Raw genomic sequence first — 14,639 nt, forward strand, 5'->3', positions numbered from 1 at the left:
GGTGGCCGAGTATTTCCAACTGCTACGCCGCGACCTCACCCGCGGCCTGCCCGCGCCGCAGTGGCCGGCCGGTACGCAGTTGGATCACTACCGCGACGCATGGGCCCCGGCGATTCACGCGGTGTTGCGCATGACCCAGGCGCAAGGCGGCGGCCACGTCGCCGACCTGCAAACCTGGCAGCGGCAGTTCGTGACCGATGCCGAGTTCGATCCCACGCTGTGCCTGGTGGCGAACAATGCCGAGGGCATCCTCGGCGTGGCCCAGTGCTGGACCAGCGCCTTCATCAAGAACCTGTCTGTACACCCCTGCGCCCAGGGCCAGGGGCTGGGCCGCGCCTTGTTGCTGCACGCCTTCCAGGTGTTCAAGCAGCGCGGCGAACCCTACGTGGACCTCAAGGTCCTGGAAAGCAACCGACGCGCCCGGCAACTCTATGAAAGCGCAGGCATGGTGTTCGTGCTGCGCGATGTGGTCAGCGAAGACTGACGGGCACTGGCGCACAACTTGCTTTCAGTGCTCCCGAACGTTGAAAAGAGGTGAAAACCCGTCACCGTTCGCGCGAGCCCTCTGACCTAGCCTGGTGACAGATCTGCCATGAACACTCATTTTTCCTGCGTCGGTTGTGGCAAATGCTGCACCGACCACCATGTCCCCCTGACCCTCGCAGAAGCCCGCCAGTGGGCGGCTGACGGCGGCAGCGTGATCGTTCTGGTGGAAGGTTTTCTCGGCAACGGCCTGGGCCTGCCACTGCAACAACGCGAACATGCCGAACGCCGTTCGGCGATGGTGCCCAGCGGCACGACCCAGGCATTCGTGGCCATCACCTTTGCCGCCTACAACCCCGGACGCTGCCGGAATCTTGACGAAGACAACCTGTGCCGCATCTATGAACGCCGACCGTTGGTCTGCCGCATCTATCCGATGGAGATCAACCCGCACATCCCGTTGAACCCTGCCGCCAAGGAATGCCCGCCGGAGTCGTGGGAACAGGGCCCGGTATTGATTGCCGGCGGCGAGTTGATGGACGCGGAACTGGCTGAACTGATCCGCCGCTCGCGCCAGGCCGACCGCGACGATGTGCAGACCAAAGAGGCGGTGTGTGCCCTGTTGGGGATTCGCACCACGGCGCTCAAGGGCGATGGCTTTACGGCGTACCTGCCGCAGATGGATGCCTTTACCCAGGCGATCGAGCGGGCGGCGAGCCAGCCTGGCGTGGCGAATGAGTGGGTGTTTCATGTGTCCGCGATGGACATCGCCGAACAGTTGCTGGACGCGGGGGCACAGCTTGCCACCGAGGTGCCGGCCAACTATGCGTTTATCCCGCTGCGCGCCGCCTAGTCGTTGGGCGCGACGGAAACGGCATCCAGGCGGTAGGGCTGAATGATCCGTTGGTATTCGCCGCTTTGCATCAGTTGTTCAAGGGCGCAGTTGAGGGCATTGCGCAAGGCGGTATCGGGCTTGCGCACCGCGATCGCCACGCCGCTGCCCAGGAGTTCGGCCGAAATCGCGGGGCCGAGGAAGTCAAAGTCCTGGCCATCGACGGTATCGAGCAGCACCTCACGGATTTCCACGGTGCCTTGCAGGGTCGCATCGATATCCCCCGCCACCAGGCTGCGAATCAGTTCGTCATTGAGCCAGAAGCTCTTGACGATAACGCCCTTGGGCGCCCACCGCGCTCGGGCGAAGGCTTCGCGATTACTGCCCAGCAACACCCCGACACGCTTGCCCTTGAGCGACCGCACGGTCGGCAGCAGGCCGGATGTTCTGCGGGCGACCAGGCGCGTGGTGAACGGATACAGCTCATCGGTGAAGTTGACCCAGCGCCGACGCATCGACGTAGGCGCCATGCCCATGATTGCGTCGAACTGCCGGGCCTCCAGGGCCGGGAAGTTTTCCACCAGCACCTGGTCGACCCAGGTGCAACGCACATTCAACTGCACGCACAGGGCATTACCCAGGTCGATGTTCAGGCCGACCAGTTGGCCTTGCGGGTTGCGGCTCTGGAAAGGCGAGAATTGCGCAGCGACGGCGAAACGGATCTCGCGCCGTGGCGACTCACCGGCGGCAACGTTATCGGCCGCCAGCAATAACGCGAGCACGGCACAAATGTGTATCAGAGCCACAGGAAACGTCCTTTTCCGGAAAGTCCAACCTCACCCTCCCGCACCGACGGAAAACGCCGGGGCGGCACGGAGGCTGTGCAAGCTTTCAAGAAACGGTCGTGGCCCTACAATCAGAAATTTCAGCAGACGTTGTAGGCAATAGTCGACACAGCGTGCGACTTATTATTCTCAGCGTTTACCCATCGAACGACGGGTGCCCGGCGGCGCCATGCCCGGGGACTTGGTATGCCCATTCTTGGCGCCGTTCTTGTACCACGGCTGGGCGGCATTCTTGGCCCCGGCCAGTTCACCCGGCTTGAACGGAAACTTGAACGCCGGGATCTCGGTTTTTTCAACGCTTTCAGCGCTGGCCGGATCGACGAGGTCGGCCGCTTCAACAGGGGGATGTGTCGGGGAAGTCATGGAAGCTCCGGAGCAGGCAAAAATTGATGCGGGGCCAGCTTGCGGGCCACACTGGCGCGCAGTATACCTGCGCCCTCAGGATCTTTAACCACCGCCTGTACGAATGGTCGGCGTTTACTGACAGCGCTGTCAGTTAGCAGTCACCTTGCTGACCGGGTTGACGGGCTATAAAGACACCTCACTCTTCCGTTCCTCTGCCCTGGCACCTCACTTCCATGCAAATTCAACGAAAAACCGCGCTGATCGTCGGAGTCCTCGTGGTGCTGGCGATTGCAGCCTGGGCCCTGACGCGGCCGGCCAAACCCAAACTGGCGGCGCCGACAGCGATCCCGGTACGGGTGGTGAGCGTGGCGCAACAGGACATCCCGCGTTTCGTCAGCGGCATTGGGACGGTGCTGTCGTTGCACAGCGTGGTGATCCGCCCACAGGTCGACGGCATCCTCACCCGATTGCTGGTCAAGGAAGGCCAGCAGGTCAAGGCCGGGGACCTGTTGGCGACCATCGATGACCGCTCGATCCGCGCCAGCCTCGAGCAGGCCAAGGCGCTGTTGGCGGAAAACCAGGCGCAGTTGCAAGTCGCGCTGATCAACCTCAAGCGCTACAAGGCATTGAGTGTCGACGACGGCGTGTCCAAGCAGACCTATGACCAGCAACAGGCGTTGGTCAACCAACTCAATGCCACCGTCCAGGGCAATCAGGCCGCGATCGATGCGGCAAAGGTGCAGCTTTCCTACACTCAGATTCGCTCACCGGTCAGCGGCCGCGTAGGGATTCGCACGGTGGATGAAGGCAACTTCCTGCGCACGAGCGATGCCCAGGGGCTGTTCTCGGTGACGCAGATCGACCCGATTGCCGTCGAATTTTCCCTGCCGCAACAGATGCTGCCCGCTCTGCAAAGCCTGATCGCGGCCCCTATCCCGGCCAGCGTCGACGCCTACCTGGGCGCCGACACCGACGGCCAGACCGGCGACCTGCTCGGTGAAGGCCACCTGAGCCTGATCGACAACCAGATCAGTTCCACCACCGGCACCCTGCGCGCCAAGGCCGAGTTCAACAACGCCACGCAGCGCCTGTGGCCGGGGCAACTGGTGACCATCAAGATCCAGACCGGCCTCGACAAAAACGCCCTGGTGGTGCCGCCGACCGTGGTGCAACGCGGCCTGGACGCGCACTTTGTGTACCGGGTCAACGGCGACAAGGTGGAGGTGGTGCCGGTGCAGGTCACCTACCAGAACAGCGACGTGACGCTCATCAAAGGCGTACAGGCCGGTGATGTGCTGGTCAGCGATGGCCAGTCGCGGCTCAAGGCCGGCGCTCGGGTCGACGTGCTCAAAGAACCGCCGCAAGTGATCCAGACCGTCGACGCCAAGGTGCAACCATGAACGCCAGCCGCTCGCCGTCGGCGTGGTGCGTCGACCACCCGGTCGCGACCCTGCTGCTGACCTTCGCCCTGGTGTTGCTCGGGCTGATTGCCTTCCCGCAACTGGCCATCGCCCCGTTGCCGGAAGCGGAATTTCCGACAATCCAGGTCAGCGCGCAACTGCCCGGCGCCAGCCCGGACACCATGGCCTCGTCGGTGGCCACGCCGCTGGAGGTGCAATTCAGCGCCATCCCCGGCATGACCCAGATGACCTCCAGCAGCGCCTTGGGCTCCAGCCTCTTGACCCTGCAATTCACCCTGAACAAGAGCATCGACACCGCCGCCCAGGAAGTCCAGGCGGCGATCAACACCGCTTCCGGCAAGCTACCCAGGGATATGCCGACCCTGCCGACCTGGAAGAAGGTCAACCCGGCAGACAGCCCGGTGCTGATCCTCAGCGTCAGTTCCGACAGCATGCCCAGCACCGAGCTGAGCGATTACGTGGAAACCCTGCTGGCACGGCAGATCAGCCAGATCGACGGCGTCGGCCAGATCAACATCACCGGCCAGCAACGTCCGGCGATTCGCGTGCAGGCTTCGCCCGACAAGCTCGCGGCCATCGGCCTGACCCTGGCCGACATCCGCGTGGCGATCCAGCAGTCGAGCCTGAACCTGGCCAAAGGCGCGATCTACGGGGAGAACAGCGTGTCGACGCTGTCGACCAACGACCAGCTGTTTCAGCCCGGGGACTACGCCCAACTGATCGTGTCCTACAAGAATGGCGCACCGGTTCAACTGCGCGATATCGCTAAAGTCATCAACGGCTCGGAAAACGCCTACGTACAGGCCTGGTCCGGCGACACCCCGGGGGTCAACCTGGTGATCTCACGCCAGCCCGGCGCGAACATCGTCGAGACCGTCGACCGCATTCAAGCGCAACTGCCGCGCCTGCAGGCCATGCTGCCGGCGTCGGTGCAGGTCAGCGTGTTGAGCGACCGCACCAAGACCATCCGCGCCTCCCTGCATGAAGTGGAAGTGACCCTGCTGATCGCCGTGCTGCTGGTGGTGGCGGTGATGGCGTTGTTCCTGCGCCAGCTGTCGGCGACGTTGATTGTGTCGAGCGTGCTCGGGGTGTCGCTGATCGCCAGCTTCGCCCTGATGTACCTGATGGGCTTCAGCCTGAACAACCTGACCCTGGTGGCGATCGTCATCGCCGTGGGCTTTGTGGTGGACGATGCGATCGTGGTGGTGGAGAACATTCACCGCCATCTCGAAGCCGGGCTGGGCAAGCGTGAAGCGGCGATCAAGGGCGCCGGCGAGATTGGCTTTACCGTGGTGTCCATCAGCTTCTCGCTGGTGGCGGCGTTCATTCCGCTGCTGTTCATGGGCGGCGTGGTCGGGCGCCTGTTCAAGGAATTCGCGCTGACGGCGACCTCGACCATCCTGATTTCGGTGGTGGTTTCGCTGACCCTGGCGCCGACCCTGGCGGCGCTGTTCATGCGCGCCCCGACCCATCCGGCCCAGGCCAAGCCCGGTTTCAGCGAACGCCTGCTGGCCGGCTATGCGCGCAACCTGCGCCGCGCCCTGGTCCATCAACGCAGCATGCTGGCGATCTTCGTGGTCACGCTGGCGCTGGCGGTGGTCGGCTACGTGTTCATCCCCAAGGGCTTTTTCCCGGTGCAGGACACCGGCTTCGTGCTTGGCACCAGCGAAGCGGCGGCCGATGTGTCGTTCCCGGACATGGTCGCCAAGCACAAGGCCCTGGCCGAGATCATCAAGGCTGACCCGGCGGTGGCAACGTTTTCCCATTCGGTGGGCGTCACCGGCAGCAACCAGACCATCGCCAACGGCCGTTTCTGGATCGCCTTGAAAGACCGCGGCGATCGCGACGTGTCCGCCAGCCAGTTCATCGACCGCATCCGCTCGAAACTGGCGAAGGTGCCGGGCATCGTGCTGTACCTGCGCGCCGGCCAGGACATCAACCTCAGCTCCGGCCCCAGCCGCGCCCAGTACCAGTACGTGCTCAAGAGCAACGACGGCGCGACATTGAATACCTGGACCCAGCGCCTCACCGAAAAACTGCGCGCCAACCCGGCGTTTCGCGACCTGTCCAACGACCTGCAACTGGGCGGCAGCATCACCCACATCAGCATCGACCGCCAGGCCGCCGCGCGCTTCGGCCTGACCGCCACCGATGTCGACCAGGCGTTGTACGACGCGTTCGGCCAGCGCCAGATCAACGAGTTCCAGACCGAAATCAACCAATACCAAGTGGTGCTGGAACTCGATACCCAGCAACGCGGCAAAGCCGAAAGCCTCAATTACTTCTACCTGCGCTCGCCACTGACCAACGAGATGGTGCCGTTGTCGGCCCTGGCCAAGGTCGACCCGCCCAGCGTGGGCCCGCTGTCCATCAGCCATGACGGCATGTTCCCGGCGGCCAACCTGTCGTTCAACCTGGCGCCCGGCGTGGCGTTGGGGGATGCGGTGATCATGCTCAACCAGGCCAAGAACGAAATCGGCATGCCGGCCACCATCCTCGGCAACTTCCAGGGCGCGGCCCAGGCGTTCCAGAGTTCATTGGCCAGCCAGCCGTGGCTGATCCTCGCGGCGCTGGTGGCGGTGTACATCATTCTCGGCGTGCTGTACGAAAGTTTCGTCCACCCGCTGACGATCATTTCCACCCTGCCCTCGGCTGGCTTGGGCGCGTTGATCATGTTGTGGCTGCTGGGCCAGGACTTTTCGATCATGGCCCTGATCGGCCTGGTGTTGCTGATCGGCATCGTGAAGAAGAATGGCATCCTGATGATCGACTTCGCCCTCGAAGCCCAGCGGGTCAGAGGCCTGCCGCCGGAGGAAGCGATCTACGAAGCCTGCGTCACGCGGTTCCGGCCGATCATCATGACCACCCTCGCCGCCCTGCTCGGCGCCGTGCCGCTGATGCTTGGCGCAGGCCCCGGTGCCGAGTTGCGCCAACCGCTGGGGATCGCGGTGGTCGGCGGCTTGCTGGTGAGCCAGGCGCTGACGCTGTTCACCACGCCGATCATATACTTGTACCTTGAGCGGTTTTTCCACCGGCCCACACCAACGCCCGCGTTGGCGACCACACATTAAGGCGGGGTCATGCGCGTACTGATCGTTGAAGATGAAGAAAAAACCGCGGACTACCTGCATCGCGGCCTGACGGAGCAAGGCTACACCGTCGACGTGGCGCGTGAAGGCGTCGAAGGTTTGCACCTGGCGCTGGAAAACGATTACGCGGTGATCGTGCTCGACGTGATGCTGCCCGGTCTCGACGGCTTCGGCGTGTTGCGTGCCCTGCGCGCGCGCAAGCAAACGCCGGTGATCATGCTCACCGCCCGCGAGCGCGTGGAAGACCGTATTCGCGGCCTGCGTGAAGGCGCCGATGATTACCTGGGCAAGCCGTTTTCGTTCCTGGAGCTGGTGGCGCGCCTGCAAGCCCTGACCCGCCGCAGTGGCGGGCACGAACCGGTGCAGGTGACGGTCGCCGACCTGTGGATCGACCTGATCAGCCGCAAAGCCAGCCGCAACGGCGTGCGCCTGGACCTGACCGCCAAGGAGTTCTCGCTGCTCAGCGTATTGGCGCGGCGCCAGGGTGAGATCCTGTCCAAGACCGCCATCGCGGAGATGGTCTGGGACATCAACTTCGACAGCGACGCCAACGTGGTCGAAGTCGCGATCAAACGCCTGCGCGCCAAGCTCGACGGGCCGTTCGAACAGAAGCTGCTGCACACCATCCGTGGCATGGGTTATGTGCTGGAGAACCGCGGTGTCAACTAACTCCATCGCGCTGCGCTTGAGTGGCATGTTCACCCTGGTGGCGCTGCTGATCTTCCTGTTGATCGGCGGCGCGCTCTATCAGCAGGTGGACCGTGGCTTGGGCCTGTTACCCGAGGCCGAACTGGATGCGCGCTACAGCGTGTTGGAGTCCTCGGTGAAGCGCTTCGGCACGCCGGAGCATTGGACCAAGATCAAGGCCAAACTCAAGTTGTTGGCCGAGGAAGACAAGCGCATCCGTTTCTGGGTGGTGAGCAGCGACCCGAACTACGAATATGGCAGCCCGGACGCACAGATCCGCGCCTTCGCCACCGGCCCGACCGGCAAGCGCGACTTGCGCCTGGCCGATCACGCCGAACCGTTCAAGGTGCTGGTGAGCCAGTTCCCCGCCCAGGACCAGCGCCCGCCGTTGCGCTTCATGATCGCCATCGACACCGAAAACTTCCGCGCCACCCAGCACCACTTGCTGGTGGCGCTGATCAGCCTGGCGTTTATCGGCGTGGTGCTGGCGGCGCTGCTGGGGTTCTGGGTCTCGCGCATCGGCCTCAAGCCGCTGAGCAAACTCTCGGACGAAGCACAGAAACTCGCACCGCCGAAACTCTCCGGGCGCCTGCAACTGTCGCCGCTGCCGCCGGAGTTGCGTCAGTTCGTCAACTCGTTCAACGCCACCCTGGACCGCGTCGAACAGGCCTACTCGCGCCTGGAATCGTTCAATGCCGACGTCGCCCATGAACTGCGCTCGCCCCTGACCAACCTGATCGGCCAGACCCAGGTGGCCCTGACACGCGGGCGCTCGGCCGAACATTATTTCGAGGTGCTGCAATCGAACCTGGAAGAACTGGAGCGCCTGCGTTCGATCATCAACGACATGCTGTTCCTCGCCAGCGCCGACCAGGGCAGCAAGGCCACCAAGCTGATCGAAAGCTCCCTGGCCGACGAAGTGGCGACCACCCTCGACTACCTGGACTTCATCCTCGAAGACGCCCAGGTCCGGGTGCACGTCCACGGCGACGCCCAGGTGCAGATCGAAAGAGCCCACCTGCGCCGCGCACTGATCAACCTGCTGAGCAACGCGGTGCAGCACACCGCGCCAGGGCAGGTCATCGCGGTGAACATCGACGTGCGGGAGCATCAGGTGGCGATCGCCGTGACCAACCCCGGCGACGCGATTGCCAGCGAGCACCTGCCTCGGCTGTTCGAACGCTTCTATCGAGTGGACGCATCGCGCAGCAACAGCGGCGCCAACCATGGGCTGGGGCTGGCCATCGTCAAGGCGATTGCGCTGATGCATGGCGGCGATGTGTTCGTGCGCAGTGACGCGGGCGGCAACACCTTCGGTATTACCCTGCCCGTCTAACGCTTGAGAACACTTCAGACCAATGTGGGAGGGGGCTTGCCCCCTCCCACATTGGCTTGCGCCAAAACTCTGACTGTTGCGATTTGGGCAACAGTCATTATCTTGTTACACTCTGTATCGCAGCGCTCGCCTGCGTTAATTTGACGCATCGATGAGCGCGACGGCAAAGACAGCTGACCCGCTTACCCGAATTTCCCTCGACTTTTTTCCAGGGCTCTACACTGGGAATCTGTCTTAAAGCCGCTGACTTCAGCGGCTTTTTTTTTGCCGCAAAAAAGGCCAGGCACACCCCCACGACATTGGCCGTTTCCGTTTGACCAAAGGAGCTCCACCGGTGAAGAACTCGCTGACGTTCACCCCGTTATTCCTCGCGATTACAGCAACGATCGCCCCCCTCGCCCACGCAGCAGACACCACCCCCGTCGACGGTTTCGTCGAAGGCGCAAGCCTCAAGCTCAACGCCCGCAACTACTACATGAACCGCGACCGTCACGACATCCACACCGATGACAACAAAGAATGGGGCCAGGGCTTTCTCGGCGTCTTCGAATCCGGCTACACCCAGGGCACCGTCGGTTTCGGCCTGGATGCCCACGCCATGCTCGGCCTCAAGCTCGACGGCGGTGGCGGCACCGACGGCTCCAGCATCCTCCCGTATGGCAACAGTCAAGGCAGCGGCAAGGCGCCGGGGTCGTTCTCCACCGCAGGCGGCACGTTGAAGATGCGCGCGTTCGACACGGAACTGAAAGCCGGCGACCTGTTCCTCAACAACCCGGTGATCGCCGGCGGCATGACCCGCATGCTGCCCCAGACCTTTCGCGGCGTAAGCCTGACCAACCACAGCCTCGACGGCTGGATGATCGAAGGCGGCCAGGCCAGCTTCACCAAGCTCTACAACCAGAGCGGCCACCAGCGCATCGGCACCAGCTACGGCACACTGCCGGAACACACCGACAGCCAGCACCTGGACTGGGCCGGCGTGTCGTTCAGCGGCGTGCCGGGACTGACCAGCAACCTGTACGCCGCCGAACTCAAGGATGTGTGGCACCAGTACTACTACGACCTGGACTACACCTACGCGCTGAACGACCTGGTCAGCCTCAACCCCGGCCTGCACTACTACCACACCCAAGACAGCGGCCAGTCGTTGCTGGGTAACATCGACAACAACACCTACAGCCTGCATTTCACCGTAGTCGTGGGCAGCCACAGCGTCACCGCCGCGTACCAGCGGGTCAACGGCAACACACCGTTCGACTACATCACCCAGGGCGACAGCGTGTACCTGGACAACTCCCAGCAATACTCGGACTTCAACGGCCCCAACGAGCGGTCGTGGAAGCTCAAGTACGCCTACGACTTCATCGGCCTCGGCATGCCGGGCCTGACCACTGCCGTGTCCTACAGCAGCGGTAAGACCGACCTGAGCAAAGTCGATCCCACCAGCCGGGGCTACAGCGCCTGGTACAGCGCCGACGGCCAGGACGCCAAGCACTGGGAACGGGACATCGACGTGAAATACGTGGTACAGGGCGGCAAGGCCAAGGATCTGTCCCTGCGCCTGCAATGGGCGACCAACCGCGGCAGCAATGGCTACTCGGCGGTGGATCGGGATGTGGATGAATACCGGGTGATCGTCGACTATCCGATCAACGTGTTCTAAGTCGCCGCACTTTCTTTGCAACCAAACAATCAATTTTCATCGGGTAGAACTAAACTGCCAGTATCTTCACCGTTGAAGTCTGCCCGATGAGTCCACGCCCTTTTCGTACCCCATCTGAACGCACAGAATTATTGTTGATGCTAGGCAGCGGCTTCACCGTCGCATTGATTGTGATTATCGTCGCGGTGCTGTTGATCCGCGAACACGCCAGCACCCTGCAGGCGGCGAAACGCTCAACCACCAACATCACCCAACTGATCAACGCCGATGTGCTGCGTAACGTCGAGCTATACGACCTCGCGCTGCAAGGGTTGATCGCCGCCACGCAGCGCACGGATTTGTCCAAGGTATCGGGGGATATCCGGCATCTGGTGCAATTCGAGCTGTCGACGGCCGCGCTGTTCAAAGACCAAGTGCTGTTGCTGGACGCCAATGGCGCCGTCGTTGCTGACTCTTCGACGCTCAAGCCGACCTCGCGTAATTTGGCTGATCGCGACTACTTCCTCGTGCATAAAATCACCAACCAGAGCGACCTGTTCATCAGCCGGCCGTTCATGATTCAGTGCCATTGCGAGCAAGTCTGGCGCATCGCGTTCAGCCGCCGCGTCACCGGCGCCAACGGCGAGTTCCTCGGGGTCGCGGTGGCCACCATGCGCCTGGCGTACTTCGATCAGTTGTTCAACAGCCTGACCATCGGCAATAGCAGCTCGGTCAACCTGTTGAGCAGCCACGGCATTCTCCTGGCCCAGCAACCGCTGCTGGAGCGCGACATGATCAACAAGGACCTGAGTGATCGCCCCAACTTCAAGCGCATGCTGCGCGAAAGAAGCGGCAGCTTTCGGGCCATCTCGACCATCACCGGCAAGGAGCGCCTGTATACCTTCACCAATGTCGGCGAGCTGCCGCTGATTGTGGTCGTGGCATTGTCCAGTGAGGACGTGTTCGCGCCATGGAAGCGCGCGGCGACGCTGACCGGCGGCGCCACCGGCATCCTGTGTATCGGCCTGTTATGGCTGACCTGGATGCTGCGCCGGGAACTGCGCCGCCGTTTTCGCGCGGAGAAGGTGCTGTCAGAACTGGCAGCCACCGACGCGCTCACCGGCCTGGCCAACCGGCGCATTCTGGACCAACGCCTGCGCCTGGAATGGGACCGCGCCCAGCGCTCCGCCGAACCGTTGACGCTGTTGATGATCGACGTCGACCACTTCAAGGCATTTAACGACCGTCATGGCCATCACGGCGGCGATGAGGCGTTGCGCAACGTCGCCCAGGTGATCGGCGGCAACATCCGTCGCCCGGCCGACCTGGCCGCACGTTATGGCGGTGAAGAGTTCGCCGTGGTGTTGCCGTCTACCGATATCAGGGGCGCATGGCTAATCGCCGAGCATATCCGCCGCGGCGTCGAGCACTTGCCACGGGTGGCGGGGGATGAACGGCCGATTACCGTGAGCATTGGCCTGAGTACGTGGGACAAGCGCAGTCGCATGTCCCTGGAGGACTTGCAGCTCAGTGCGGACCGCGCGCTGTATGAAGCCAAGCACAGTGGGCGCAATTGCATCGTGGAGGCAACGGCGCGATGACTGAGGCGAACAGGCCATTGTGGCTCGCTCGCCACGGAAAATAAAAAGGGCCACCCGAAGGCAGCCCTTAAAAACTAAAGAAAGAGAGTTGTTACTTACACCGCCGCAACGGGACGCATGTAAGAGATCGGTGCGGTGCTGGCATCTTCGAAGGTCACGACTTCCCAAGCATCTGTCTGCTCAATCAACTTGCGCAGCAACTGGTTGTTAAGGGCGTGGCCCGACTTGAAGCCTTTGAACTCGCCTATCAGGCTATTGCCCAGCAGGTAGAGGTCACCGATTGCATCGAGGATCTTGTGCTTCACGAATTCGTCTTCATAGCGAAGGCCGTCTTCGTTCAGTACACCATCCGCGTCGACCACAATGGCGTTTTCAACGCTGCCGCCGAGTGCGAGGTTGTGCTTGCGCAGGTACTCGATGTCACTCATGAAACCAAAGGTGCGGGCGCGGCTGACTTCTTTTACGAACGAAGTACTGGAAAAATCCACGCTTGCGCTTTGGGTGCGGTCGCGAAATACCGGGTGATCGAAATCGATCTCAAAGCTCACTTTAAAGCCTTCGAACGGGACGAAGGTGGCGCGCTTGTCGCCGTCTTCTACTGTCACTTCCCGCAGAATGCGAATGAACTTCTTGGCTGCGTCCTGTTCTTCCAGGCCGGCAGATTGAATCAAGAATACGAAGGGACCAGCGCTGCCATCCATGATGGGGACTTCGGACGCGGAGAGCTCGACGTAGGCGTTATCGATGCCCAGGCCAGCCATGGCCGAGAGCAAGTGCTCCACCGTGTCCACCTTGACGTCACCGTTGACCAATGTGGTCGACATCGTGGTTTCGCCGACGTTTTCCGCGCGAGCAGGAATCTGCACCACAGGGTCCAGGTCGGCACGAACAAACACGATGCCGGTGTCGACAGGTGCAGGTTTGAGGGTCAGGTATACCTTCTCCCCGGAGTGCAGACCTACACCTGTGGCACGAATAATATTCTTCAGGGTGCGTTGTTTAATCATGGCTTGGACCGCTTCAGCGCAAATTGCGAACTGGTATCAACAAAGGCTGGCGATAATAGCAGACCAGACCTTTGCTGAACACCAATCACCTTCATAGCCCTGATACATTCCATTAATCGGCCTGACGACGCAGGAATGCCGGGATGTCCAGGTAGTCCAGATCATCTTGCGGATTCGGGCTACGGGACGCTGCAGCACCGGCCTGAGCCTGATTGCGCATCACGGTCGGACGGTCCAGATCACGGTAGTTCACCGACGGCAGTTCCTGGCGCGCAGGCGCTGGAGCGGCAGCCGCCTGGCTGGCGTGACTGTTGTGGCCGGTGTGAACGGTATTGTCGATGACCTTTACAGGCTTCTCGATTTTTGCGCCCAGGCCGGTCGCGACCACGGTCACATGCAGTTCGTCGCGCATGTCCGGATCGATCACGGTGCCGACTTTGACCATCGCGTGCTCGGAAGCGAAGGCTTCGATGATGCTACCCACGTCGGAGTACTCACCCAGGGACAGGTCAGGACCGGCGGTGATGTTCACCAGGATGCCGCGTGCGCCTTGCAGGTTCACGTCTTCGAGCAACGGGTTGCGGATGGCCGCTTCGGTGGCTTCACGCGCACGGTTCGGACCGCTGGCGCAGCCAGTGCCCATCATCGCCATGCCCATTTCGCTCATCACGGTACGCACGTCGGCAAAGTCGACGTTGATCATGCCCGGGCGCTTGATGATGTCGGAGATACCGCGGACGGCACCGGCCAGTACATCGTCAGCCTTGGCGAACGCGGACAGCAGGCTCGCGTCCTTGCCCAGGATGGTCAGCAGCTTCTCGTTGGGGATGGTGATCAACGAGTCGACGCTTTCAGACAGCAGACGGATACCTTCGTCGGCGATCTGCATGCGCTTGCGGCCTTCGAACGGGAACGGACGGGTCACGACGGCGACCGTCAGAATCCCCATTTCCTTGGCCACTTCGGCGATGATCGGCGCTGCACCGGTACCGGTACCGCCGCCCATGCCGGTGGTGATGAACACCATGTTGGTGCCTTGCAGCACTTCGGCGATACGCTCGCGGTCTTCCAGCGCGGCTTGACGGCCGACTTCCGGGTTGGCGCCAGCGCCGAGGCCCTTGGTCACGGCGGTGCCCAATTGCAGGATGGTCCGCGCGCCGATGCTCTTCAGCGCCTGGGCATCAGTGTTGGCGCAGATGAATTCAACGCCTTCAATGTTGCTCTTGACCATATGGTTGACAGCGTTGCCGCCGCCACCGCCGACACCGATCACTTTGATGACCGGGCTTGCGGGGATGTTGTCTACGAGTTCGAACATTTTCCCTCTCCTTTCGTGTTCTCTAGTTTTTTC

General features: G+C 62.3%; 12 protein-coding genes. 8 read left to right on the forward strand and 4 right to left on the reverse strand.

The features are described 5' to 3' along the window. Window position 1: 1 nt before the first annotated feature. The gene (locus ACVWZP_RS15410) at window positions 2-484 is read left to right on the forward strand and encodes a GNAT family N-acetyltransferase (RefSeq protein ID WP_457369908.1); all 483 of its coding nucleotides are present in this window, start codon (window positions 2-4) and stop codon (window positions 482-484) included. Between the two features lie 108 nt (window positions 485-592). Beyond that, a complete protein-coding gene (locus ACVWZP_RS15415; protein WP_046484579.1) occupies window positions 593-1,336 on the forward strand; it encodes a YkgJ family cysteine cluster protein in 744 nt (247 codons plus the stop codon). Here the strand turns inward: ACVWZP_RS15415 and ACVWZP_RS15420 are convergent. Then, window positions 1,333-2,121 (reverse strand): transporter substrate-binding domain-containing protein, encoded by a 789-nt coding sequence (locus ACVWZP_RS15420; protein ID WP_057004272.1) that lies wholly within the window; start codon window positions 2,119-2,121, stop codon window positions 1,333-1,335. The genes ACVWZP_RS15415 and ACVWZP_RS15420 overlap by 4 nt on opposite strands. 168 nt (window positions 2,122-2,289) lie before the next feature. Beyond that, window positions 2,290-2,523 carry a hypothetical protein gene (locus ACVWZP_RS15425; protein ID WP_017845915.1) on the reverse strand — a complete coding sequence of 78 codons (234 nt, stop codon included), beginning with the start codon at window positions 2,521-2,523 and terminating at the stop codon, window positions 2,290-2,292. Window positions 2,524-2,738: 215 nt separating this feature from the next. Between ACVWZP_RS15425 and ACVWZP_RS15430 the strand changes: the two genes are divergently transcribed. The 6 genes from ACVWZP_RS15430 (at window position 2,739) to ACVWZP_RS15455 (ending at window position 12,281) form a co-directional block, all read left to right on the forward strand. Continuing rightward, a complete protein-coding gene (locus ACVWZP_RS15430) occupies window positions 2,739-3,905 on the forward strand; it encodes an efflux RND transporter periplasmic adaptor subunit (RefSeq protein ID WP_457369909.1) in 1,167 nt (388 codons plus the stop codon). Continuing rightward, on the forward strand, window positions 3,902-6,997 hold the full coding sequence (locus tag ACVWZP_RS15435) for a multidrug efflux RND transporter permease subunit (RefSeq protein ID WP_079442882.1): 3,096 nt from the start codon (window positions 3,902-3,904) through the stop codon (window positions 6,995-6,997). The genes ACVWZP_RS15430 and ACVWZP_RS15435 overlap by 4 nt, the downstream gene beginning before the upstream one ends. 9 nt (window positions 6,998-7,006) lie before the next feature. Beyond that, window positions 7,007-7,684: a heavy metal response regulator transcription factor gene (locus ACVWZP_RS15440; RefSeq protein ID WP_017845918.1), complete on the forward strand. Its 678-nt coding sequence runs from the start codon at window positions 7,007-7,009 to the stop codon at window positions 7,682-7,684. Continuing rightward, on the forward strand, window positions 7,674-9,038 hold the full coding sequence (locus tag ACVWZP_RS15445; RefSeq protein WP_457369910.1) for a heavy metal sensor histidine kinase: 1,365 nt from the start codon (window positions 7,674-7,676) through the stop codon (window positions 9,036-9,038). The genes ACVWZP_RS15440 and ACVWZP_RS15445 overlap by 11 nt, the downstream gene beginning before the upstream one ends. Before the next feature lie 334 nt (window positions 9,039-9,372). Further along, a complete protein-coding gene (locus ACVWZP_RS15450; RefSeq protein ID WP_457369911.1) occupies window positions 9,373-10,701 on the forward strand; it encodes an OprD family porin in 1,329 nt (442 codons plus the stop codon). A gap of 86 nt (window positions 10,702-10,787) precedes the next feature. After that, window positions 10,788-12,281 (forward strand): sensor domain-containing diguanylate cyclase, encoded by a 1,494-nt coding sequence (locus ACVWZP_RS15455; protein ID WP_046384650.1) that lies wholly within the window; start codon window positions 10,788-10,790, stop codon window positions 12,279-12,281. Window positions 12,282-12,376: 95 nt separating this feature from the next. Here the strand turns inward: ACVWZP_RS15455 and lpxC are convergent, their stop codons facing one another. Together lpxC and ftsZ are read right to left on the reverse strand one after the other, a co-directional pair. Further along, the gene (gene lpxC, locus ACVWZP_RS15460) at window positions 12,377-13,288 is read right to left on the reverse strand and encodes a UDP-3-O-acyl-N-acetylglucosamine deacetylase (RefSeq protein ID WP_003171886.1); all 912 of its coding nucleotides are present in this window, start codon (window positions 13,286-13,288) and stop codon (window positions 12,377-12,379) included. Window positions 13,289-13,400: 112 nt separating this feature from the next. After that, window positions 13,401-14,606: a cell division protein FtsZ gene (gene ftsZ, locus ACVWZP_RS15465; RefSeq protein ID WP_017845922.1), complete on the reverse strand. Its 1,206-nt coding sequence runs from the start codon at window positions 14,604-14,606 to the stop codon at window positions 13,401-13,403. Window positions 14,607-14,639 lie beyond the last annotated feature (33 nt).

This window comes from Pseudomonas sp. TE36184 (assembly GCF_054060055.1).

Excerpts from the sequence above, each read along its gene's own strand:
- ACVWZP_RS15415 (WP_046484579.1), top strand. The coding sequence starts at position 593 with ATGAACACTCATTTTTCCTGCGTCGGTTGTGGCAAATGCTGCACCGAC.
- ACVWZP_RS15425 (WP_017845915.1), bottom strand. The coding sequence starts at position 2,523 with ATGACTTCCCCGACACATCCCCCTGTTGAAGCGGCCGACCTCGTCGAT.
- ACVWZP_RS15430 (WP_457369909.1), top strand. The coding sequence starts at position 2,739 with ATGCAAATTCAACGAAAAACCGCGCTGATCGTCGGAGTCCTCGTGGTG.
- ACVWZP_RS15435 (WP_079442882.1), top strand. The coding sequence starts at position 3,902 with ATGAACGCCAGCCGCTCGCCGTCGGCGTGGTGCGTCGACCACCCGGTC.
- ACVWZP_RS15440 (WP_017845918.1), top strand. The coding sequence starts at position 7,007 with ATGCGCGTACTGATCGTTGAAGATGAAGAAAAAACCGCGGACTACCTG.
- ACVWZP_RS15455 (WP_046384650.1), top strand. The coding sequence starts at position 10,788 with ATGAGTCCACGCCCTTTTCGTACCCCATCTGAACGCACAGAATTATTG.
- lpxC (WP_003171886.1), bottom strand. The coding sequence starts at position 13,288 with ATGATTAAACAACGCACCCTGAAGAATATTATTCGTGCCACAGGTGTA.
- ftsZ (WP_017845922.1), bottom strand. The coding sequence starts at position 14,606 with ATGTTCGAACTCGTAGACAACATCCCCGCAAGCCCGGTCATCAAAGTG.